This window comes from Paraburkholderia sp. AV2, assembly GCF_054968425.1.
This window is the reverse complement of record NZ_JBANLK010000002.1, coordinates 210,975-232,869: the sequence shown is the minus strand read 5'-3', so window position 1 is coordinate 232,869 and position 21,895 is coordinate 210,975. Positions and strand designations below refer to the sequence as shown.

Below are 21,895 nucleotides of genomic sequence, written 5' to 3'. Positions count from 1 at the left end.
TTACGGACTATTGCGGGGGAGTAAAACCGGAAGAAATAGAAGGTGACGAGCCTGACCCTCGGCACTGGCGGAAAACGGCTGTGGCTGCTTCGTTCCCGACCTGACCAGGTTGACCGCCCCTCCATGCGAGGAGGCCCGTCACGTCGCATTCTAACATTGGTTGCGCTGCAATGCGATACCGCCTCCGGAAAAGTCACCCCGGACAGGCTCTTGCAATGGAGCGCTGCGCCTCAACATCGTTGGCGTGAGGCGCAGCAGTGATGAAAAGGCGGGCGCGAAAACAAACGCGGAAATGGACTCAAAAGTACCCGCCCAGTGTGGTCTGAACGACTGAAACCCTGCTGGCGGTATGAGTACTATCACCGTCGGCAGCGCATAGGGATTTAGGCTACACTGGCGTCGGCATCGGGCCTGCGCCAGCGCGGGCCGCCCGGCACAGGGCTTGCGCAAATCAACGAGGCGCCTTGGTAGCCCCGACCGGGTTTTCAGTTTTGGTGTATCGTGGCGAGCAATTCAATCAGCCTCGATTCGAAAGAGGTATTTATACAATGAGCGAACAAATCAAGCACATCAGCGACGCATCGTTCGAACAGGACGTCGTGAAATCCGACAAGCCGGTTCTGCTGGACTTCTGGGCCGAGTGGTGCGGCCCGTGCAAGATGATCGCGCCGATTCTCGATGAAGTCGCAAAAGACTACGGCGACCGTCTGCAGATTGCGAAGATCAATGTGGACGAGCATCAGTCGACGCCGGTCAAGTTCGGCGTGCGCGGCATCCCCACGCTGATTCTTTTCAAGAACGGCGCGGTTGCCGCGCAAAAGGTCGGCGCACTCTCCAAGTCGCAGCTCACCGCGTTCCTGGACAGCCACCTGTAATTTGCGCCGGCCGCCGTGTTGCCTTCCGCGGCGGCACGGCCCGCAAGAGTGCGTGTTGTCCCTGGACAACACGCACCGCAAAAACATGCCGATCGACCGCACTGGCGGTTTTTGGCGTGTGCTATGCTAGAATCCATAAAGCGTCTACCCGGCGCCCTATAACGTTCCAAGCAGAAGTTCCAAGCAGGTCCTAGAGCGATTCCGCTCGCTTCTTTCCCCCAAGACTTCTTTCGTCGCACTCCTCCCCGACGGGTTCTCCGTATGCATCTTTCCGAGCTTAAGTCTCTGCATGTCTCCGAATTGATCGAGATGGCCAACGGCCTCGAGATCGAAAGTGCGAACCGCCTGCGCAAGCAGGAATTGATGTTCGCGATTCTTAAAAAGCGCGCCAAGACGGGCGAAACGATCTTCGGTGACGGCACGCTCGAAGTGCTGCCGGACGGTTTCGGCTTCCTGCGCTCGCCCGAAACCTCGTATCTCGCGAGCACGGACGACATCTACATCAGTCCGTCGCAGATCCGCCGCTTCAACCTGCACACCGGCGACACGATCGAAGGCGAAGTGCGTACGCCGAAGGACGGCGAGCGCTATTTCGCGCTGGTGAAGGTGGACAAGGTCAATGGCCAGCCGCCCGAGGCCTCGAAGCACAAGATCATGTTCGAGAATCTCACGCCGCTGCACCCGAACAAGGTGCTGCTGCTCGAACGTGAGATGCGCGGCGAAGAAAACGTGACGGGCCGCATCATCGACATGATCGCGCCTATCGGCAAGGGCCAGCGCGGCCTGCTGGTCGCCTCGCCGAAGTCGGGCAAGACCGTGATGCTCCAGCACATCGCGCACGCCATCAAGCAGAATCACCCCGACGTGATCCTGTTCGTGCTGCTGATCGACGAGCGTCCGGAAGAAGTGACGGAAATGCAGCGCTCGGTGGCGGGCGAAGTGATCGCCTCGACCTTCGACGAACCGGCCGCGCGTCACGTGCAGGTCGCCGAAATGGTGATCGAGAAGGCCAAGCGCCTTGTCGAAATGAAGCACGACGTCGTGATCCTGCTCGATTCGATCACGCGTCTCGCACGCGCCTACAACACGGTCGTGCCCGCATCGGGCAAGGTGCTGACGGGCGGCGTGGACGCCAACGCGCTGCAGCGTCCGAAGCGCTTCTTCGGCGCCGCGCGCAACATCGAGGAAGGCGGTTCGCTCACCATCATCGGCACGGCGCTGATCGAAACCGGCAGCCGCATGGACGACGTGATCTACGAAGAGTTCAAGGGCACCGGCAACATGGAAGTGCACCTCGAGCGCCGTCTCGCGGAAAAGCGCGTCTACCCGTCCATCAACCTGAACAAGTCGGGCACGCGCCGCGAAGAACTGCTCATCAAACCGGACATCCTCCAGAAGATCTGGGTGCTGCGCAAGTTCATCCACGACATGGACGAAGTCGAAGCCATGGAATTCCTGCTCGACAAGATTCGCCAGACGAAGAACAACTCCGAGTTCTTCGACATGATGCGCCGCGGCGGCTAAGGCCTCCTCCCGCATCGCCACGAACGCCCGCGCAAGCGGGCGTTGTCGTTTCGGAGGTCCGGCCATAACCTGTACGTGAACGTTCACGTTGGACTATAATACGCGGCTGATTCAACCGTTTGCCGTTCCGGCCGGCCGCCGATGCCCAAGAACACCACTGAGGCCCCCACTGCACTGCTCACGGTGCGCGACGCCGCGCAGCGTCTGAACGTCACACCGCGCACGCTCAAGTATTACGAAGAGCGCGGCCTCGTCACCCCCACGCGCAGCGGGGGCCGCTACCGCCTCTACGACGAACAGGATCTCGAGCAGTTCGCGCGCATCCTGAGGCTGCGCTCGCTCGGCTTTTCGCTGCATGGCATCGCCGAAATGCTCAAGCGCCCGCTGGAGTCCGCAGGCGACGGACGCAAACACTACTCGCAGGACTCGCTGCAACACATCGCTCACGCGCTGAGCCAGCAGATCGAAACGCTCGACGCGCGCATCGCCGCCGTGCGCCGCGAATTGAAGGAAGCGCAAACCGTCCGCGCCGAGCTGGCCGACGACCTCGACTATCTGAGCAAGCGCCTCGCGGGCGTCCCCTCCGAAACGCTGATCGACGAGCGGCTCGCGGCCAGGAAGAAGCGCCGCACGGCCTCGAACACGCCGGACGATCGTGGGGCCGGCAACGACGGGGGCTCCCAATCATGAGCACCGCGCCGACCGGTCAACCGCTTTTCAGCGCGGAACGCCTGCGCGGCGATTTCTTCCCGTGGGTGCTCGCGCTCGCCACCGGGCTCGATTACTTCGACAACGCCATCTTCTCGTTCTTCACGAGCTACATCGCGGGCGGCATCAACGCCTCGCCGGACGAACTCGTCTGGTCGTCGAGCGCCTATGCCGTGGCCGCCGTGCTCGGCATCCTGCAGCAGCAGTGGTGGGTCGAGCGGCTGGGCTACCGGCGCTACGTGGGCGGCTGTCTGCTGCTCTATGCGGCCGGATCGGTGGCGGCCGCCCTTTGCGAGTCGTCGATCGAGCTCGCGTTCGCGCGCGGCTTCCAGGGCTATTTCATTGGCCCGATGATGGGCACCTGCCGCATCCTCATCCAGAGCTGCTTCACGCCGCAGCAGCGCCCCGTGGCAACCCGCGCGTTTCTGATCCTGATCGTGCTTTCGAGTGCGCTTGCACCGCTGGCGGGCGGCCTGCTGGTCTCGCATTTCGACTGGCGCGCGCTATTCGCCTGCACGGCGCCGGCCGGCGTGCTGTTCGCCATGCTGGCGCTCGCCGCCCTGCCCGACTCGGGCCATGTGCTCCCCGAGGAACGCGGCGAATCGCATTTCTGGCCCTACATCATCTTCGCCTTCGCCCAGGGGGCGCTGCAGATCGCCATGCAGCAGGTGCGCTTCGAGCTCTTCAGCACCTCGCCCGGGCTGATCGTGCTCACCGTTGCCGGAATCGGCGGGCTCGCCTGGTTCGTCTGGCAGCAGTGGCATCATCCGAAACCGCTCATGCGCCTGCACGCGCTGCGCGAGAAGACCTTTCAGGTCGGCATCGTGCTCTACATGGTTTATTACTACCAGAGCACGGCGCTCAGCTACCTCGTCTCGCGTTTCCTCGAAGGCGGACTCAACTATCCGGTCGAAAACGCCGGCCGGCTCACGGGCATCACGTCGCTGATCTCGGCTTCGGCATTGTTCCTCTATTTCCGCTACGCGAAGTCCGTCACGCGCAAGAAGTGGATCATCGTGCCCGGCTTCGTGCTCGCCGCGTTCGTCTCGCTCTGGATGACGCAGATGCCGCCCGACGTCAGCGAATCGTGGCTCATCGTGCCCCTGCTGGTGCGCGGTCTGCTGCTGCTCTTCATCGTGCTGCCGGTCGCCAACGTAACCTTCAGCATCTTCGCGATCGAGGAATTCACGCACGGCTACCGGCTCAAGAACATCGTGCGCCAGTTGACGATCTCGTTCGCCACGGCCAGCGTCATCATCATCCAGCAGCATCGGCTGGCGCTGCACGAATCGCGTCTCGCCGAGTTCGTGAATCCGTTCAACCCCGTCTTTCAGAACCTGTTTGCGACACTTACGCGCGGCTTCGAGGCGCTCGGCAGCACGCCCGGCGAAGCCCACGGGCTCGCAATCGGACAGATGAGCCGGCTGGTGGCCCAGCAAGCCAGTTTTCTGAGTTCGCTCGACGGTTTCTATTTCCTCATCGGCGTGGCGCTCTGCGGTGGTATCTTTGCGGCCTGGCAGAAGCAGATCAACTGACGACGAAATTCCTTTCACGAAACGATCCGGCGATGCTATCGAAACTATCCCAGTGGTTCGGCACGCGCCGCCGCGAGAAAGCGCTGCGCACCCACGCGATCGACGACGCGCTCTGGCAGGCAACGCTCGACGGCCTGCCCTTCCTCGCCCATCTCGACGCCGCCGGCCTCGCACGTCTGCGCGAACTCACGAGCCTCTTCATCGCGCAGAAAGAATTCTCGACAGCCCACGACCTCGAACTGACCGACCGGATGGTGGTCGCGATCGCCGTCCAGGCATCGCTGCCGGTGCTGAACCTCTCGCTCGACCTGTATCGCGGCTGGGTGGGCGTGATCGTCTATCCGGGCGAATTCGTGATCCGCAAAACCGTGGAGGACGAGGACGGCGTGGTGCACGAAGTCGAGCACGACGCGAGCGGCGAGGCCTGGGAAGGCGGCCCCGTCATTCTCTCGTGGGAAGACGCGCAGATGACCGACGGCAGCGACGCCTACAACGTCGTGATTCACGAGTTCGCGCACAAAATCGACATGATGAACGGCGAGACGGACGGTCATCCGCCCCTTTATCGCCGCTGGCACGCGCCGCTCGACGCGCCCGCCTGGGCGGACGTGTTCGACAACGCCTACGACCAGTTCTGCGCCAAGGTCGATGCCGTACCGGAGCGCCGCTGGGCGCGCTTCGAGCGCGAATCGCTGATCGATCCCTACGCGTCCGACCATCCGTCCGAATTTTTCGCGGTATGCAGCGAGGCGCTGTTCGTGAAGCCGCACGAGTTCGAAGCCGGGTATCCCGAACTCTACCGGCTGCTCGCACGCTACTATCGGCAGGATCCGGCGAAAACCGGCATCCTCGCCAGCCATGGCGAGTGAGTCCCAAAAATTCGCCAACCGGCTGATTTTCTGGCATAATCGCCGTTTTTCGACCTTAGGCAAGTGGCTCGCGCCCGAACAAAGTGCAAAAGCGAATTGCGAAAGCACGGGCAAAAGCGCCCTGCTGCATGGCGCGGCTGGGCACGCGAGTTGGCTACCGTCAGATTTAAGGAAAAACCATGAAAGAAGGCATTCACCCCGATTACCGCGAAGTCCTGTTCATCGACGTTTCGAACGACTTCAAGTTCGTGACCCGCTCGACCATCCAGACGCGCGAAACCGCCGAGTTCAACGGCAAGACCTACCCGCTCGCCAAGATCGAAGTGTCGTCGGAATCGCATCCGTTCTACACGGGCACGCAAAAGATCATGGACACGGCCGGCCGTGTCGAGAAGTTCAACAAGAAGTTCGGCGCACGCGCCTCGGGCAAGGCAGCGAAGTAATGTCTGCGCCGGCCCTCGCGCCGGTCCCGAACCCGCAAAAAGGGCAGCGATCGCTGCCCTTTTTTGTTGCCCGCGCGTTGCCCGTTCCACCAGGCCCGCCGGCACCATCCTGTTTGAGCCGTTATCTTTCGTTTTCGGCCGGCTGTCCGCCGTGACGCACACTCACCGGCCCGGCTAGAATGCCGGATTCGGGACGGCCGAGCACGTGCCGGTCCGGTTACCCGCCTACCTCGTACTGAATGAAGCCAGCCATCCGACTGACCGCCTCTGCCACCAGCGCGCTGCCGCGCTGGCTGCTGCTGACCATGTGTATCGTCTTCGCGTCGTTTGGCCTGTTCGGCCGCGATCCGTGGAAGAACGAGGACGCAGCGGGCTTCGGCGTGATGTGGACGATGGCAGGCGGCACGGCGCACGACTGGCTGCTGCCCAACCTCGTCGGCAAGTACATCACCGAAAACGGCCCGCTCGGCTACTGGCTCGGCGCATTGTGCATCCGCGTCTTCGCGCCGTGGGTCGACGCGAGCAACGCCTCGCGCGTCGCCACCGGCGTGCTGTTCTGCCTCGCCTGTGCCTTCGTCTGGTACAGCGCCTATCTGCTTGGCCGGCGCCCCGAGGTTCAGCCCTTCAAGTACGCGTTCGGCGGCGAACCCGAGCCGCGCGACTACGGCCGCACCCTCGCCGACGGCGCACTGCTGGTCCTGCTCGCCTGCTTCGGCCTGGCGGAACGCGGCCACGAAACCACGCCGCAGCTCATGCAGTTCGTGGGCATCGCGATGCTGCTGTACGGCATCGTGCGCGCCATCGACAAGCCGATCCAGGGTGCGCTCTGGTGGGGCTTCGCGCTCGGCGTCGTGATGCTCTCCAGCGGACCGGTGCAGGTGGGCGCCCTGCTCGTGGGTACGCTCGCGATGCTCGCCATCGCGCCGGAGACGCGCTCGCGCTGGCTGCTCGTCGCGGGGCTGCCGGTGGCGCTCGTGATTTCGGCGTCCTGGCCGTTCCTCGCGCTCCATCTCTATCCCGACGACGCCGTGTGGTTCCTCAACCAGTGGGCCCGTTCTAGCGTCAATGCCTACGCCGGGCCGCCGGGATCGGTGCTGCGCTACGCGGCGAAGAACCTGCCGCTCTTCACGTGGCCCGCGTGGCCGCTCGCGATGTGGGCCTGGTTCAGTTGGGCCGGCCTGCGCCGCGCGCCGCATATCGCTATTCCGCTTTCGGTCATCGTGCCGCTGCTGATCCTCGTGGTCGTGCAAAGCCACGAGACCAACCGCCTCTTCATGCTCGTGCTGCCGGCGCTCTCGGTGCTCGCCGCGTTCGCGCTGCCCACGCTCAAGCGCGGTGCGATCAACGCCATCGACTGGTTCGCGGTCCTGAGCTTCACCATACTCGGCACCTTCGTCTGGCTCGTGTGGCTCGCCGGCATGACCGGCTTTCCCGCGCCGCTCGCGCGCAATCTCGCGCGCCTCGCCCCGGGATTCACGCCGCAGTTCAAGATTCTGTCGTTCGCCTGCGCCGTGGCCGTGACGGTTTGCTGGATCATGCTCGCGCAGTGGCGCATAGCGCGGCATCCGAAGGTGCTCTGGCGCAGCGTCGTGCTCTCGAGCGGGGGCACCACGCTGATGTGGGTGCTGCTCATGACGCTGTGGCTGCCCGTCGTCAACTACAGCCGGACCTACAAGGACGTTGCCCAGCAGATCGCGGTGCACCTGCCCGCCGACTACTCGTGCATCTCGCCGGTGCGTCTTGGCGACGCGCAGATCGCGACCTTCGCCTACTTCGGCAAGATGCACTTCTCGTTCGACGAAGACTGCGACGTGATCCTGCGCCAGGACACCCAGGACTATGGCGAGCCGAGTTCGATGTCGAACTTCGCCTGGAAGCTGGTCTGGGAAGGCCGCCGCGCCGCCGACCGCGACGAGCGCTTCCGCCTGTACGTGCGCATCGACCGTCCGCAGCCGCCCGTGAAGCGCCGCATCTGGCGCCAGCGTCCGAACTGAGGCCGCGGTGAGCGGCACCGTCCTCGGCGACGTCCGCCGCATCGCCGGCCTCGCATGGCCGGTGCTGATCGGCCAGCTCGCGATCATTGCGTTCGGCGTGATCGACACGGCGATGGTCGGGCGCTACTCCGCCCTCGACCTCGCAGCGCTCGGGCTCGGTTCCTCGATCTACATCTCCGTCTATATCAGCCTCACCGGCGTGCTGAGCGCGCTGCAGCCGCTCGCTGCCCAGCTTTATGGCGCCCAGCGCGACGCCGAAATCGGCGAAGAAGTGCGCCAGGCGCTCTGGCTCGCGCTCGTGCTGATGGTGATCGGCGGGGCGATCCTCTATTTTCCGGGTCCGCTGCTCGACCTTGCCCGCGCCCCCGAAGCCCTGCGCGAGCGTACCGTCGACTACCTGCGGCTGCTAGCGTTCGGCCTGCCCGCCGGACTCGCCTTCCGGATCTACAGTTCGCTCGCGAACGCCGTGGGCCGGCCGCGCCTCGTGATGTTTCTCCAGTTGGGCGCGCTTGTGCTGAAGGTGCTGCTCAATCGCTGGCTCATCTTCGGCGGATTCGGCGTGCCGGGGCTCGGCGGCCCCGGCTGCGCGCTCGCGAGCACCGCGATCAACTGGGCCCTCGCCGCCTTCGCGGCGCTCGCCCTCACCCGCCTCGACGTATTCGCGCCGTTCAGCATCTTCCGGCACTTCTGCTGGCCGCACTGGAAGCGCCAGGCGGAACTGCTCAAGCTCGGCATTCCGATGGGGCTCTCGTATCTGATCGAGGTGACCTCGTACACGTTCATGGCGATCTTCATCGCGCGCCTCGGTACGACGACACTTGCCGGCCATCAGATCGCGGGCAACATCGGCGCCGTGCTGTACATGACGCCGCTCTCCATCGGCGTGGCGACCTCGACGCTCGTGGCCCAGGCACTGGGCGGCAATCGTCCCGCCGAGGCGCGCACGCTCGCGCGGCACGGCATCGCGACGGCGGTCAGCCTTGCCTGCTGCTTCGCGCTCGCGGTGTTCGCGCTGCGGCCGCTGATCATTGGCGGCTACACGCCCGACCCGGCTGTGCTGGCGAGGGCGATGCCGCTCGTCGCAATCGTCGCGCTGTATCACGTTTTCGACTCGCTGCAGGTCACCACGGCGTTTGCGTTGCGGGCCTACAAGGTCGCCGTCGTGCCGACCGTGATCTATGCCGTCGCGCTCTGGGGTGTGGGACTCGGCGGCGGCTACGCGCTCGGCTTCGACGTGACGGGCACGCTGCCGCTATGGGCCACCGGCGCGCGCGGCTTCTGGCTCGCCAACATGGCAAGCCTCGCGATTGCGGGCGCCGGCCTCATGCTCTATCTTTCGCGCGTTAGCACGCGGTATCTGCGCGAGCCGGCGTAATCCGCGCCACCTTCGCGGGCGCACTTCGGCTGGCGCTAACCCGCCGCCTGCGCCGCATGATAGGACGAACGCACGAGCGGCCCGGCCACCACCTCCCTGAAGCCCATGGCGAGCCCCGCGCCGCGTAGCGCGACGAAGGCTTCCGGACTCACGTAGCGTCGCACCGGCAAATGGAACCGCGACGGCGCGAGATATTGCCCGATCGTCAGGACTTCTACGCCGTGCGCGCGCAGATCGTGCATTGTCGCGAGCAGCTCGGCATCGGTCTCGCCGAGCCCCACCATCAAACCCGACTTCGTGACGAGCGAAGCGCAAGCCGCCTTCGCCCGCGCCAGCAGATCGAGCGAGCCGCGATAGTCCGCACCCGGGCGCGCCGCACGATAGAGCGACGGCACGGTCTCGACGTTGTGATTGAAGACGTCGGGCCACGCGACCGAAAGCGCGTCGAGCGCACGCGTGACGCGACCGCGAAAGTCCGGGGTCAGCAATTCGACGCCGATGCCCGGCACCCGCTCGCGCACCGCCTCCACGCAACGCGCGAAATGCGCGGCGCCGCCATCGCGCAGGTCGTCGCGGTCGACCGAGGTGATCACGACGTGCCGCAGGCCGAGCGCCGCGGCCGCCGACGCGAGATGGGTCGGCTCGTCGGCATCGAGCGGGTCCGGGCGGCCGTGCGCGACGTCGCAAAACGGGCACCGGCGCGTGCAGAGCCCTCCCATGATCATGAAAGTCGCCGTGCGCTGCGCGAAGCACTCGCCGATATTCGGGCACATCGCCTCTTCGCACACCGAATGAAGCCGATGCTCGCGCAGCACCGCCGCCACCTCCGCGATCGTTGCGCTCATCAGCGGCCTCGCGCGCAACCAGGGCGGCTTCGGCAACGCCGCCTCGGCCTGAACGATCTTCACGGGAATACGTGCGAGCTTTTCGCGGCTGCGCAAACCGTGCTGGCCGAGCGCGGTCGTAGCCTCGCGCGCCGTTTCGAACGTGGCGGAGTCCATGCTCAGGCCTCTTCGTCGAAAAAGGCCTTGAGCAGGCGATTGACTTCGGCGGCGCCCTCCATCTGCACCATGTGGCCCTGGCCCGCGATCACCTGCACCTGCACGCCCTGCGGCAAACCTTCCGCGTGGCGCGCGGGGATGATCTGATCGGCCGTGCCCCAGATCACGAGCACGCGAGGCGCAAGGGCGCCCAGCCGCTCGCGCAGGACATGCCGCTGCACCCCGCCCTCGAACGCCTGCGAGGCGATCTTCCTGAGCGCTTCCTGGACGCCTTCGAGCCGTTTGTACTTCACCAGATCCTCCACGAGCTGCCGCGTGACGAGCGCGGGATCGGCAAAGAGCTTCGTGACCGGCGCCTTCAAGGTGTTGCGGTTCGTGGCCGCGACGAAGCCCTCGATATAGGCGCCGTCGATTTCCTCGCCCAGCCCCGCGCTCGCGATCAGCGCAAGCGATGCGACGCGCGATGGCGCCCGCTGCGCAACCGTCATTGCCACGGCGCCGCCGAGCGAGTGCCCGACCAGATGCACGCGTTCGAGCTTTTGCGCGTCGAGAAAGTCGGTCACGCTCTGCGCAAGTTCGTCGAGACTGCCGGACTCGACGGCCTTGCCCGATTCGCCGTGCCCCGGCAGATCGAGCGCCCAGACCGTACGCCCGGTAGCGAGATCGGCGTGATTGAAGAGCCAGTTGTTCAGATCGCCGCCGAAGCCGTGAATCAGCACGACCGGCACCCCGCCGCCCTCGCCGAGCTTCAGATAACGGACCGTGCGCCCGCCGATCTGGGCCTTTTCCGGCTGCGGCCCCGCATCGCCGTCGGCGGCCGCGGCCGGCACGAAATCGCGCTGGAATTCGGCCACGGCCATATCGATATCGGCGTCGGCCGCCTCGGCGTCCGCCACCACGCCGAGCAGCGCGCCGACCGGCAAGGTTTCGCCCTCCTGCGCGATCTGCCGCCGCAGCACGCCCTCGAACGCGCATTCGACCCCCGAGGCGATCTTGTCGGTCTCGACGTCGAGCAGTTCCTCCCCCTTCGCCACCTTCTCGCCGAGCGACTTCAGCCAGCCATTCACCTGGCCCTGCTCCATCGAAAGCCCCCATTTGGGCATCGTGATCATGTGAATCGGCATGACTTCAGCTCCTGGCTTGGCGTGCGGCTTCGGCGATCTTCTCCGCCGAGGGAATGTACAGGTCTTCGAGCACGCCCGCGAACGGTACGGGCGTATGCGGCGCGGTGACCATGCCGACGGGCGCCTTGAGGTCGTGGAACGCGCGCTGCGCGACGAGCGCCGCGATATCGGTGGCGATCGAGCAGCGCGGATTCGCCTCGTCCACGACCACGACGCGGCCCGTGCGCCGGGCGCTTTCGAGGATCGTCTCCTCGTCGAGCGGCGAAGTCGTGCGCAGGTCGATCACGTCGGCTTCGATGCCCTCTTTCGCGAGCTTCTGCGCAGCGTCGAGTGCGTAATGGACCATGCGGCCATACGTGACGATCGTGACATCGTCGCCGTCTCGGGCGATGTTCGCCTCGCCGAAAGGAATCGAATACGACTCCTCGGGCACGTCGCCTTCCATGCCGTAGAGCAGCTTGTGCTCGCAGAAGATGACCGGGTCGTTGTCGCGTATCGCTTCGATCAGCAGGCCCTTCGCGTCGTAGGGCGTGGCCGGGCACACGACCTTGAGGCCGGGAACGTGCGTAAAGAGCGAGGTGAGCATCTGCGAGTGCTGCGCCGCCGCGCGCAGGCCCGCGCCGCACATCGTCCGGATCACGACCGGCGTCACGGCCTTGCCGCCGAACATGTAGCGGAACTTCGCCGCCTGGTTGAAGATCTGGTCGAAACACACGCCCATGAAGTCGATGAACATCAGCTCCGCCACCGGGCGCAGCCCGCAGGCCGCGGCGCCCACTGCCGTGCCGATGAACCCGCCCTCCGAGAGCGGCGTATCGAGCACGCGCCCCGGAAACTTGCCGTACAGTCCCTTCGTCACGCCGAGCACGCCGCCCCACGCGTCCTGCTCGCCGGGCGAACCCGCGCCGCCCGCGTTGTCTTCGCCCATCACGATCACGGTCTCGTCGCGCGCCATTTCCTGCGCCAGAGCCTCGTTGATCGCTTGCGAATAAGTGATTTTCCGTGCCATTTTCGTCTCCTTGATCTGGAATCCTGATGATGTGACGCGTCGGGGGTTCAGGGATACGACACGTATACGTCGGTAAGCAATTCCTCGTCGGCGGGCAACGGTGCGGCCTTGGCCTTCGTCACGGCGTCGTCGATCAACTGCTTCACTTCCTCGTCCACCTTGCGCAGGTCGTCCGCGCGCACCAGCTCGGCACGTACCGCGCGCTCCTCGAAGCGCTTCAGACAATCCTTCTCCTCGCGCAGCTTCTGGACCTCGCCGGGCGCGCGATAGGTCTGCGCGTCGCCTTCGAAGTGGCCGAAATAGCGCGACAGCTTCATCTCCACGAGCGTCGGGCCACCGCCATTGCGTGCCCGCGCAATCGCCTCGCCCATGGCCTCGTGCACGGCGAAGAAGTCGAAGCCGTCCACGATCACCCCGGGCATGCCGAAGCCGTTCGCGCGATCGGCGATGTTGTCGGCCGCGACCGACCACGTCGACGACGTCGCTTCCGCGTAGCCGTTGTTCTCCGCAACGAAGATCACCGGCAGGCGCCATACCGAAGCAAGGTTCATCGACTCGAATATCACGCCCTGATTCGAGGCGCCGTCGCCGAAGAAGCACACGCCCACACCGCCGGTCTTCTTCTGTTTGGCCGCGAGCGCCGCACCGCAGGTTAGCGGCCCGCCCGCCCCGACGATGCCGTTCGCGCCGAGCATGCCCTTCGAGAGATCGGCAATATGCATCGAGCCGCCCTTGCCTCGGCACGAACCCGTGGCTCGGCCGTAGATCTCGGCCATCATCTCGCGCACGTCGACGCCCTTGGCGATGCAGTGCCCGTGGCCGCGGTGCGTGGTCGCCACGTAGTCGGTATCGTTCAGATGGCTCATCGTGCCGACCGCCGACGCCTCCTCGCCGGCATACAGGTGAACGAAGCCCGGGATCTCGCCGGTGGCGAACTCCACGTGCAGCCGCTCTTCGAATTCGCGAATCGTGCGCATCGAGCGATAGGCGCTCAGCAACTGCTCTCGGTTCAACTGGGATGTAACAGACATGGTTGTCTCCTGGGTTGTCTGTCGGGTTGTGAAGCAGGTTAAAAGGTCCTCGCCGCCGCCTCGCGCAGCAATTGATGCGCGGCGGCATAACGCAACGTACGTGCAACGTCGACCGTAAGCGGACCGCCCCAGTCGAGCGACACCTCGTAGCGATCGCCGCGCGCCGGTTCGATTTCCCGTTCGCCGTCGAAGGCGAGCGTGCCGTGCCCCGCGTCGAGCGGCAGCGCCACGCCCGCTTCGAGCCGCTGGCAGGTGCGCAGCGTGAGCCGTTCGATGCGGCCGGGCGCAATGGGGGCGATGAGCGGCACGCCGTCCTGCCCGCCTGCGGGCGCGAAGGTCATGTGCAGGCCGTGCGCGGCATCGCGTCCGACCGGTGCAAAAGCGCCGCCGATGGCGGAAAGTCCGATGCCGTCCGGCATGGCGAAAGCAAGGAAGATCGATTCGATATCCGAACTTTCCGAAATGGCGCGCGCACCGATGAACGGTTGCCGCGCCACGCAGATATCGACGAGGGCAATCTCCTCGCGCCCGCGGCTCGGCCCTTCGATACAGCGTGCGACGAGCCGCTTGTTTCGCGTGAACGCGACGTCCGCCGGCACGGCGCCGGTCGCGACCAGCGCGCCCGCGAGTCCCGCGACTGTCGCCTCGCGCAACTCGGGAAAGGCGTTATTGGTGCCGGTGGAGAGCGCGAGCAACGGCGTATCGCCGCAGTGCGCGGCGACCGCGCGATGGGTGCCGTCGCCGCCCAGCACCGCGATCAGCGACACCTCTTCGCGCACCATGTGCGCGACGCCTGCGTGGGTGTCGGCAACGCTCTCGGTAATCGGCAGAGGGATGAACTCGACTTCGGGCCAGGGCTCGTGCGCGGCGACCGCGGCATGCGTTTCGATGGCGCGCAGCAGCAGCGCGGCGACGCCGGTCTGATCGCGCAGGGTCAGCACGCGAGCGACGCCCAGCGCGCCCAGACCAGCAAGAAGGCGCACGGCCATGTTGGCCTTTTCGGCCGTGGGAAAGACCGAGGCATGCGAGGTAAGACGGCGGATATCGCGCCCCGATGCGGGGTTGACGATCACGCCAACAGTTGCGGGCGTCGGCACGGGCTGTGTCTCCGGTTCGCGCCGGGCGCGGCGCGAACTTGTTGTCGATCTTGTTGCTGAGATGCCGGCACATTCGGCTGCCGGGTCTGTCCGCCAACTCTGCAAGCGTTGTGCCAGAGAGCCGGAGGCGACGGCCATCGTCCGCAAACCGGCTTGCGACGGCCCGCGCCGCGCTTCGCCCGGTTCATCGGCGCGGGCGAAACCGCAGATCGGCCGTCTCACTCACGACGCCGAGCGGCAAACGTGCGAGACGGCCCGGCACGCACGCGCGACCGCGTTCTGCCCGCGGCCCCGCCCGGCAAGGCCTCAGGCCTGTCTCCCGCGCAACCGGCATGACGGGCGACGACCTGAGACGACCGTCTCAGACGTCTCGCATGCTGCAGTGCGGTGTGATTGCGCGGCGCAGATGTGCTACAAAAAAATCCCCGGGCATGCTTCGCCATGCCCGACGCCAGAGCCAGGATCCGCCCATGCCCTACCCCGTTGCGTCCAGCCGGCACGCCGAGCGCGTGCGCGGCGCCGTCGAAGGCCGCCTCCCCGCGCCAGCCGATTCGACGCGGCTCGTCTCGTCGTGGCAACGCTCGTTCGAGCGCTACCAGCTCGACCCAGGTTCCGTGATCGGTCCGCGCGTCCTGAGCGCCGGCGAGCTGCGCGAGATCCGCGAGCGCGAGGAGGCTTTCCTGCGCGCCTCGGGCCAGTGTCTTTCGCGCCTGCACGAGACCATCCGCGACGCCGATTACTGCGTCATGCTGACCGATGCCCACGGCGTCACCATCGACTACCGCATCGACCGCGAGCGGCGCAACGACTTCAAGCACGCGGGGCTCTATATCGGCTCGTGCTGGTCCGAAAGCGAGGAAGGCACCTGCGGGATCGCGAGCGTGCTGACCGATCTCGCGCCCATCACGGTCCACAAGACCGATCACTTCCGCGCCGCCTTCACCACGCTCACCTGCAGCGCCGCGCCGATCTTCGCACCGGGCGGCGAGCTGATCGGCGTGCTCGATGCATCCGCCGTCCAGTCGCCCGACAACCGCGACAGCCAGCGCATCGTCAATCAACTGGTGCGCCAGAGCGCGACGCTCATTGAAGACGGCTACTTTCTCCACCGCACGTCCTCGTGCTGGATCCTCTTCGGGCATCAGAGCCGCAACTACGTCGAGGCCCAGCCCGAGGTGCTGATCGCCTTCGACGAGAACGGCAACGTCGTCGCCGCGAACCGGCGCGCGCGCGAATGCATCGCGGGGCTTGACGGGCCGCGCCACATCGACGAAATCTTCGATTCGTCGCACGTCCAGTTGCGCGATCTCGGCCGCATCGAGGCCATCGCCACACTGCGGCTGCGCGCGACGGGCATGACGCTCCACGCGCGCATACGCGCGCCGCTGGGACGAACTGCGGCACCGGCCGCCGCCGTCCTGCATGGCGCCGTGCCACTGCGCGAGGAGCGCGCCGACGCACGCCTCGACTGCAGCGCGCTCGGGCCTTTTCTGCGCAGCCCGGACGCGTGCGTCGCCGGGAACGCCCGCATCGCCCAGCGTATTGCGGGCAAGCGCCTGCCGATCCTGCTGCTCGGCGAGACCGGCGCGGGCAAGGAAGTATTCGCACGCGCGATCCACGACGCGGGCCCGCGCCGCAACCGTCCCTTCGTCGCCGTGAATTGCGGCGCGCTGCCGGAATCGCTGATCGAGAGCGAACTCTTCGGCTATGCACCGGGCGCTTTCACGGGTGCGCGGCGTCACGGCGCGCGCGGCAAGATCGCCATGGCCGACGGCGGCACGCTCTTTCTGGACGAAATCGGCGACATGCCGCTCGCCCTGCAGACGCGCCTGCTGCGCGTGCTGGCCGAAGGCGAGGTCGTGCCGCTCGGCAGCGAGGCGCCGGTACGCGTCGATCTCGAAGTGATATGCGCGACCCATCGCGATCTCGCGCATATGGCGGCCCAGGGCGACTTTCGCGAGGATCTCTACTACCGGCTCTGCGGCGCCGTGCTCACGCTGCCGCCGTTGCGGGAGCGACGCGATATCGGCACGCTGATCGAAACGGTCTTCGCAGAGGAAGCCCAGGCCGCCGGCCGCCCGCTCGTGCTCGACGGCGCGCTCGCCGTGCGGCTGGCGTCCTGCGCCTGGCCCGGCAATCTGCGGCAACTGCGCAACGCCCTGCGCTACGCCTGCGCCGTCTGCGACACCGTGCGTGTCGAGGCGCGCCATCTGCCCGGCGATCTGGCCGCACAGTTGCCGGGCGCCGTCCATGGACCGGACGAGACGGGCGCCGCTGCCCTTGCCGACGAGCGCGAGCGCATCGTCGCCGCGCTGCGTACCCACCACTGGCGGCCCAATGCCGCCGCACTGGCGCTCGGCATCTCGCGCGCAACGCTGTACCGGCGCATCGCGAAGCTCGGGATCGTCGCTCCGCATCGCGCCTGAGCCTGCATGGCGAAACCGAGGGCCGGGCTTCTTCGTTGCGCCCGCCCCCACTGACCGCGTTGCCATTGCATAGAAGTATTAAAAATTGTGCGACGCGATTTACTTGCCACAATTCGATCGGTATAAATCGAGCGCTTCCCGTTCACGGATACGCCAACTGGCCTATTCTTGTAGCGCAGCACTAACGACTACTGGATGCGTCGTCCGTTCCCGGCTAACTGGACTTGCCCTCAATGGAGTGATTGCCATGCTGAAAAAGCTGCTAATGCTGTTCGTTGCGCTCGGATTGTCCCTGTCCGCACTGACGGCCGCTGCTGTCGAAGTGAACACCGCCGACGAAACCGCGCTGGAAACCGTCAAGGGCATTGGCCCGGCCCACGCAAAAGCGATCATCGACGAGCGGACGAAAAACGGCCCGTTCAAGGACGCCGACGATCTCGTGAGCCGCGTCAAGGGCATCGGCCCGAAGTCGGTGCAGAACCTCGAAGCAGCGGGGCTGACGATCAACGGCTCGTCGGCGCCGCCGGCTGGCAACGGCAAGACCGCCGCATCGAAGAGCAGCAAGACGGCAGCCGCGACCCCGGCCGCTGCGACCGCGTCCAGCCCTGCAACGGCGGCTGCGCCGGCCGCCAATGCGGCCTCGGGAACGACGGCCACCAAGTCGAAGCACAAGAGCAAGAAGGAGAAGGCAGCCGAGGCCGCAAGCGCCGCAGAGGCCGGCCCGGCGGCTTCCGCGCCGGCGGGCGCCTCGGAGACTACGGCGAAGAAGAGCAAGAAGTCGAAGAAAGCCAAGGCCGCTTCGGCCGCGGCAGCTTCCGGCGCCTGATGCCCGCCGTGCGCGGCACAGCGCTGCGCATCAAGACAACAGACCGTGCAATACGGCGCGCAAACCGGCATCCGGATAACGCGCCGCCCATTTTCCGGCCGCACACGTTCCGTGGCGGCCAACTACCAGAGAGATCGACATGAGCCTGCTAGACACCCTCGGTTCCCTGCTCGGCGGATCGTCGCAAGAAGGCGGCGGCCAACAGCAACTCATCGCTACGGCGATGGAATTCGTCAACAACCAGCCCGGCGGCCTGAACGGGCTGATCGAGAAGTTCCAGCAAGGCGGCCTGGGCGACGTGGTGCAGTCCTGGGTCGGCAACGGCGAAAATCAGGCGGTTTCCGGAGACCAGTTGCAGAACGTACTGGGCTCGGATGCCGTCGCGGGCCTCGCGCAGAAGGTCGGTTTGCAGCCCGACCAGGTGAGCGGCCTGCTCGCTCAGGTACTGCCGCACGTCGTGAACGCCGGCACGCCCAACGGCGAAGTCCCTAGCGGCGGCCAGATCAACGGCGAGAGCGTGCTCGGCACGCTGGGCGGCCTCGCGTCGCTGCTCGGCGGAAACAAGCAGGCTTAAGCGCCGGTGGGGTGGCGCGGGGTGTTTCCCGCGCCTGTAAAAAAGGGCAACGGATCGCTCCGCTGCCCTTTTTATTCATAACACGCCGTTCAGTGCACGACGCGTTCGAACACCAGCTTGCCGTCGTACACATCGACCGGAATCACGTCTTTCGGACCGAACTTGCCCGCGAGAATCAGCTTCGCGACCGGATTCTCGATCTCCTGCTGGATCGCGCGCTTGAGCGGCCGAGCACCGAACAGCGGATCGTAGCCAACCTCGGCGATCTTCGCGAGCGCCTCGTCCGACACCACGAGTTCCATTTCGAGCTTCTCCAGACGTTCGCGCAGACGCTGCAACTGGATCTTCGCGATCGACTCGATGTTTTCCTTGCCGAGCGCGTGGAACACGACCACCTCGTCGATCCGGTTCAGGAACTCGGGGCGGAACTGCTGCTTCACTTCGTTCCAGACCGCGTCCTTCACCGCTTCCTGCGGCTCGCCCGCCATCGCCTGGATCAGATGCGAACCCAGGTTCGACGTCATCACGATCACCGTGTTCTTGAAGTCGACAGTGCGGCCCTGGCCATCGGTCATGCGGCCGTCGTCGAGCACCTGCAGCAGCACGTTGAACACGTCCGGGTGCGCTTTCTCGACCTCGTCGAGCAAGATCACGCTATACGGCTTGCGGCGCACGGCCTCGGTCAGATAGCCGCCCTCTTCGTAGCCCACGTAGCCCGGCGGCGCGCCGATCAAACGCGCGACACTGTGCTTCTCCATGAACTCGCTCATGTCGATGCGGATGAGATGTTCCTCCGAATCGAACAGGAAACCTGCCAGCGCCTTGCACAGCTCGGTCTTGCCCACGCCGGTCGGCCCGAGGAACAGGAACGAGCCATACGGCCGGTTCGGGTCCGCAAGACCGGCACGCGAACGGCGGATCGCGTCGGCCACCGCGGTGATCGCCTCGTCCTGGCCCACCACGCGCTCATGCAGCTTGTCTTCGATGAGCAGCAGCTTTTCGCGCTCGCCCTGCATCATGCGCGACACGGGAATACCGGTCGAGCGCGAGACGACTTCCGCGATTTCCTCCGCACCCACCTGCGTACGCAGCAGACGATGGCGCGTCGGGTTGTTCTGCTCGTCGGCCTCGGCCTGGGTGACCTGCTTCAATTGCGCATCGAGTTGCGGCAGTTTGCCGTACTGCAGTTCGGCGACCTTTTCGAGCTTGCCTTCGCGCTGAAATTTCGTAATCTCGGCTCGCACGCGGTCAATCTCTTCCTTGATCTGCGCGCTGCCCTGCACGGCCGCCTTCTCGGCGGTCCAGATTTCTTCGAGATCCTTATATTCGAGGCTCAGGCGGTCGATCTCTTCTTCGATCAGTTGCAGACGCTTCTGCGAGGCTTCGTCCTTTTCCTTCTTGACAGCTTCGCGCTCGATCTTCAACTGGATCAGACGGCGGTCGAGCTTGTCCATCTCTTCGGGCTTCGAATCGATTTCCATCTTGATCTTCGAAGCGGCTTCGTCGATCAGATCGATGGCCTTGTCGGGCAGGAAACGATCCGTGATGTAGCGGTGCGAGAGTTCCGCCGCCGCAACGATCGCCGGGTCGGTGATTTCCACGCCGTGGTGCAGTTCGTACTTCTCCTGCAGCCCGCGCAAGATCGCAATGGTCGCCTCGACCGACGGCTCGTCAACGAGCACCTTCTGGAAGCGGCGCTCCAGCGCGGCATCCTTTTCGATGTACTTGCGATATTCGTCGAGCGTGGTCGCGCCGATACAGTGCAGTTCGCCGCGCGAGAGCGCCGGCTTGAGCATGTTGCCCGCATCCATGGCGCCTTCGGCCTTGCCTGCGCCCACCATCGTGTGAATTTCGTCGATGAATACGATGGTCTGCCCTTCGTCCTTGGCAATGTCGTTCAGCACGGACTTCAGACGCTCCTCGAACTCGCCGCGATACTTCGCACCGGCGAGCAGCGCCGCCATGTCGAGCGACAGCACGCGCTTGCCCTTGAGCGTTTCCGGCACTTCGCCGTTGACGATGCGCTGCGCGAGCCCTTCGACGATCGCCGTCTTGCCCACGCCCGGCTCGCCGATCAGCACCGGATTGTTCTTGGTGCGGCGCTGCAGGATCTGGATCGAGCGGCGGATTTCGTCGTCGCGGCCGATCACGGGATCCAGCTTGCCGGCGCGGGCACGCTCCGTCAGGTCGACGGTGTATTTCTTGAGCGCTTCGCGCTGGCTTTCGGCATCCTGGCTGTTGACCTGCGCGCCGCCGCGCACGGAGACGATCGCCGCTTCGAGTGCTTTACGCGTGAGGCCATGTCGGCGCGCGATCTGACCCGCATCGCCCTTGTCCTCGGAGACGGCGAGCAGGAACATTTCGCTCGCGATGTAGCTATCCCCCAGCTTCTGCGCTTCCTTGTCGGCCTGATTGAGCAACCCCGCCAGTTCGCGGCCGATCTGCACGTTGCCGTCGGTGCCCTGCACCTGCGGCAGACGGTTGATCACGTCGTTGAGCGCGTTCTGCAGCGCCTGCACCTGCACGCCGGCCCGCGACATCAGCGAACGCGCGGAGCCGTCCTGCTGCGCAACCAGCGCGGCAAGCAGGTGAACCGGTTCGATGTACTGGTTATCGTGCCCGACCGCGAGGCTCTGGGCGTCGGAAATTGCTTCCTGGAACTTGGTGGTGAGTTTGTCGATTCTCATTTAAAACGAGACCTCCAGATTTTTAACTGTCACCAAATTTGAGGGGGATTGCGCCAGTTTCAACCTTGTTTATGTCAAATTTTCCGATTCCATGGCTCGGGCGTGCCTTGGAGCCTGTGGCAGGCAACCATGCGGCCGATTGTCATCCTGGCGGGTCGAGAACTCGAATCAGTGTTTGCGCGACGGCGAACGCGGTGCTGCTCCCGCAGTTGTCCCCGCGGTTGTCCCCGCGGTTGCCCCTGTTACCGCCCTTTTCTCAGGCCGCACCAGGACGATCGGCGCGAGTCCGAGCAGGCCCGCCAGTTCCGTCTTCGGTCGCGCGAGTTCGCCTATCGTATGGCGATCGAGTTCGGCGAGAAATGCGTCGCGCGCAGCCGCCAGCGCGTACTTGAGGCGGCAATGGGGTTCGATCGCGCAGTGGCGGCGCTCGCCGTTTTCGTCAGGAAAACAGCCGACCAGTGCGAAGTCGCTCTCGGTCTGCCTCACCACCTCGCCGACCGAAAGCGCGAGCGAATCCGCCGCCAGCCGCAGGCCGCCGTTCCGCCCGCGGATCGTGTCCACCCAGCCCAGTTCGCCAAGGCGCTGGACGACCTTCATCAGATGGTTTTTCGAAATGCCGTACGCGTCCGAAATTTCCTGGATCGTAGTAAGACCGTCGCGGCGCAGCGCGAGGTAGAGCATCACTCGCAGCGAGTAGTCGGTGTAGTCGGTCAGCTTCATGATTCTGGCGGCGCACGATAGAACGTCGAAGCCTGCACAATAACATGCAGGCACGGTGCACATTTTAGCGTGCCTGG

Annotated in this window: 18 protein-coding genes and 1 other RNA gene; 11 read left to right on the top strand and 8 right to left on the bottom strand. The window is 65.4% G+C overall.

Annotation, left to right across the window (positions count from 1 at the left end; genetic code table 11):
* Window positions 1–41: 41 nt before the first annotated feature.
* Window positions 42–140: signal recognition particle sRNA small type (gene ffs / locus V8683_RS02845), an RNA gene on the bottom strand.
* A gap of 408 nt (window positions 141–548) precedes the next feature.
* On the opposite strand from ffs, the gene trxA reads away from it, so the two are divergent.
* The 8 genes from trxA to V8683_RS02805 all read left to right on the top strand — a co-directional run bounded on the left by trxA (window position 549) and on the right by V8683_RS02805 (window position 9,323).
* Window positions 549–875: a thioredoxin TrxA gene (trxA, locus tag V8683_RS02840; protein ID WP_027797264.1), complete on the top strand. Its 327-nt coding sequence runs from the start codon at window positions 549–551 to the stop codon at window positions 873–875.
* A gap of 261 nt (window positions 876–1,136) precedes the next feature.
* Window positions 1,137–2,399, top strand: coding sequence for a transcription termination factor Rho (gene rho / locus V8683_RS02835; RefSeq protein ID WP_027797263.1), 1,263 nt, complete (start codon window positions 1,137–1,139; stop codon window positions 2,397–2,399).
* A 141-nt stretch (window positions 2,400–2,540) separates the two neighbouring features.
* The gene (locus tag V8683_RS02830; protein WP_411189315.1) at window positions 2,541–3,089 is read left to right on the top strand and encodes a MerR family transcriptional regulator; all 549 of its coding nucleotides are present in this window, start codon (window positions 2,541–2,543) and stop codon (window positions 3,087–3,089) included.
* Window positions 3,086–4,642 (top strand): MFS transporter, encoded by a 1,557-nt coding sequence (locus V8683_RS02825; protein WP_411189314.1) that lies wholly within the window; start codon window positions 3,086–3,088, stop codon window positions 4,640–4,642. Before V8683_RS02830 ends, V8683_RS02825 begins: the two co-directional genes overlap by 4 nt.
* A 32-nt stretch (window positions 4,643–4,674) precedes the next feature.
* Entirely contained in the window at window positions 4,675–5,511 is an 837-nt protein-coding gene (locus V8683_RS02820) for a M90 family metallopeptidase (protein ID WP_411189313.1), read from the top strand.
* 179 nt (window positions 5,512–5,690) lie between these two features.
* Window positions 5,691–5,954 carry a type B 50S ribosomal protein L31 gene (locus V8683_RS02815; protein WP_035526223.1) on the top strand — a complete coding sequence of 88 codons (264 nt, stop codon included), beginning with the start codon at window positions 5,691–5,693 and terminating at the stop codon, window positions 5,952–5,954.
* 239 nt (window positions 5,955–6,193) lie between these two features.
* On the top strand, window positions 6,194–7,948 hold the full coding sequence (locus V8683_RS02810) for an ArnT family glycosyltransferase (RefSeq protein ID WP_411189312.1): 1,755 nt from the start codon (window positions 6,194–6,196) through the stop codon (window positions 7,946–7,948).
* A 7-nt stretch (window positions 7,949–7,955) separates the two neighbouring features.
* Window positions 7,956–9,323, top strand: coding sequence for an MATE family efflux transporter (locus tag V8683_RS02805; RefSeq protein ID WP_411189311.1), 1,368 nt, complete (start codon window positions 7,956–7,958; stop codon window positions 9,321–9,323).
* 35 nt (window positions 9,324–9,358) lie between these two features.
* Here the strand turns inward: V8683_RS02805 and lipA are convergent, their stop codons facing one another.
* The 5 genes from lipA to V8683_RS02780 are packed head-to-tail and all read right to left on the bottom strand — an operon-like array spanning window position 9,359 to window position 14,585.
* Window positions 9,359–10,324, bottom strand: coding sequence for a lipoyl synthase (gene lipA, locus V8683_RS02800; protein WP_411189310.1), 966 nt, complete (start codon window positions 10,322–10,324; stop codon window positions 9,359–9,361).
* A 2-nt stretch (window positions 10,325–10,326) separates the two neighbouring features.
* Window positions 10,327–11,448: an acetoin dehydrogenase dihydrolipoyllysine-residue acetyltransferase subunit gene (locus tag V8683_RS02795; RefSeq protein WP_411189309.1), complete on the bottom strand. Its 1,122-nt coding sequence runs from the start codon at window positions 11,446–11,448 to the stop codon at window positions 10,327–10,329.
* A gap of 4 nt (window positions 11,449–11,452) precedes the next feature.
* Window positions 11,453–12,457 carry an alpha-ketoacid dehydrogenase subunit beta gene (locus V8683_RS02790; protein WP_411189308.1) on the bottom strand — a complete coding sequence of 335 codons (1,005 nt, stop codon included), beginning with the start codon at window positions 12,455–12,457 and terminating at the stop codon, window positions 11,453–11,455.
* A gap of 47 nt (window positions 12,458–12,504) precedes the next feature.
* Window positions 12,505–13,488, bottom strand: coding sequence for a thiamine pyrophosphate-dependent dehydrogenase E1 component subunit alpha (locus tag V8683_RS02785; protein ID WP_411189307.1), 984 nt, complete (start codon window positions 13,486–13,488; stop codon window positions 12,505–12,507).
* A gap of 38 nt (window positions 13,489–13,526) precedes the next feature.
* Window positions 13,527–14,585, bottom strand: a complete 1,059-nt coding sequence (locus V8683_RS02780; RefSeq protein ID WP_411189306.1) for an ATP-NAD kinase family protein — start codon at window positions 14,583–14,585, stop codon at window positions 13,527–13,529.
* Window positions 14,586–15,055: 470 nt separating this feature from the next.
* Between V8683_RS02780 and V8683_RS02775 the strand changes: the two genes are divergently transcribed.
* The 3 genes from V8683_RS02775 (at window position 15,056) to V8683_RS02765 (ending at window position 18,411) form a co-directional block, all read left to right on the top strand.
* Window positions 15,056–17,011, top strand: coding sequence for a sigma-54-dependent Fis family transcriptional regulator (locus V8683_RS02775; RefSeq protein ID WP_411189305.1), 1,956 nt, complete (start codon window positions 15,056–15,058; stop codon window positions 17,009–17,011).
* A 247-nt stretch (window positions 17,012–17,258) separates the two neighbouring features.
* Window positions 17,259–17,837, top strand: coding sequence for a ComEA family DNA-binding protein (locus V8683_RS02770; protein ID WP_411189304.1), 579 nt, complete (start codon window positions 17,259–17,261; stop codon window positions 17,835–17,837).
* Window positions 17,838–17,976: 139 nt separating this feature from the next.
* On the top strand, window positions 17,977–18,411 hold the full coding sequence (locus V8683_RS02765) for a YidB family protein (protein ID WP_411189303.1): 435 nt from the start codon (window positions 17,977–17,979) through the stop codon (window positions 18,409–18,411).
* An 89-nt stretch (window positions 18,412–18,500) separates the two neighbouring features.
* On the opposite strand, the gene clpB is transcribed toward V8683_RS02765, so the two are convergent.
* Both clpB and V8683_RS02755 read right to left on the bottom strand, forming a co-directional pair.
* Window positions 18,501–21,098, bottom strand: a complete 2,598-nt coding sequence (gene clpB / locus V8683_RS02760; protein WP_411189302.1) for an ATP-dependent chaperone ClpB — start codon at window positions 21,096–21,098, stop codon at window positions 18,501–18,503.
* 168 nt (window positions 21,099–21,266) lie between these two features.
* A complete protein-coding gene (locus V8683_RS02755; RefSeq protein WP_411189301.1) occupies window positions 21,267–21,818 on the bottom strand; it encodes an Rrf2 family transcriptional regulator in 552 nt (183 codons plus the stop codon).
* Window positions 21,819–21,895 lie beyond the last annotated feature (77 nt).

Excerpts from the sequence above, each read along its gene's own strand:
- trxA (WP_027797264.1), top strand. The coding sequence starts at position 549 with ATGAGCGAACAAATCAAGCACATCAGCGACGCATCGTTCGAACAGGAC.
- rho (WP_027797263.1), top strand. The coding sequence starts at position 1,137 with ATGCATCTTTCCGAGCTTAAGTCTCTGCATGTCTCCGAATTGATCGAG.
- V8683_RS02830 (WP_411189315.1), top strand. The coding sequence starts at position 2,541 with ATGCCCAAGAACACCACTGAGGCCCCCACTGCACTGCTCACGGTGCGC.
- V8683_RS02825 (WP_411189314.1), top strand. The coding sequence starts at position 3,086 with ATGAGCACCGCGCCGACCGGTCAACCGCTTTTCAGCGCGGAACGCCTG.
- V8683_RS02820 (WP_411189313.1), top strand. The coding sequence starts at position 4,675 with ATGCTATCGAAACTATCCCAGTGGTTCGGCACGCGCCGCCGCGAGAAA.
- V8683_RS02815 (WP_035526223.1), top strand. The coding sequence starts at position 5,691 with ATGAAAGAAGGCATTCACCCCGATTACCGCGAAGTCCTGTTCATCGAC.
- V8683_RS02810 (WP_411189312.1), top strand. The coding sequence starts at position 6,194 with ATGAAGCCAGCCATCCGACTGACCGCCTCTGCCACCAGCGCGCTGCCG.
- lipA (WP_411189310.1), bottom strand. The coding sequence starts at position 10,324 with ATGGACTCCGCCACGTTCGAAACGGCGCGCGAGGCTACGACCGCGCTC.
- V8683_RS02795 (WP_411189309.1), bottom strand. The coding sequence starts at position 11,448 with ATGCCGATTCACATGATCACGATGCCCAAATGGGGGCTTTCGATGGAG.
- V8683_RS02790 (WP_411189308.1), bottom strand. The coding sequence starts at position 12,457 with ATGGCACGGAAAATCACTTATTCGCAAGCGATCAACGAGGCTCTGGCG.
- V8683_RS02785 (WP_411189307.1), bottom strand. The coding sequence starts at position 13,488 with ATGTCTGTTACATCCCAGTTGAACCGAGAGCAGTTGCTGAGCGCCTAT.
- V8683_RS02775 (WP_411189305.1), top strand. The coding sequence starts at position 15,056 with ATGCCCTACCCCGTTGCGTCCAGCCGGCACGCCGAGCGCGTGCGCGGC.
- V8683_RS02770 (WP_411189304.1), top strand. The coding sequence starts at position 17,259 with ATGCTGAAAAAGCTGCTAATGCTGTTCGTTGCGCTCGGATTGTCCCTG.
- V8683_RS02765 (WP_411189303.1), top strand. The coding sequence starts at position 17,977 with ATGAGCCTGCTAGACACCCTCGGTTCCCTGCTCGGCGGATCGTCGCAA.
- clpB (WP_411189302.1), bottom strand. The coding sequence starts at position 21,098 with ATGAGAATCGACAAACTCACCACCAAGTTCCAGGAAGCAATTTCCGAC.
- V8683_RS02755 (WP_411189301.1), bottom strand. The coding sequence starts at position 21,818 with ATGAAGCTGACCGACTACACCGACTACTCGCTGCGAGTGATGCTCTAC.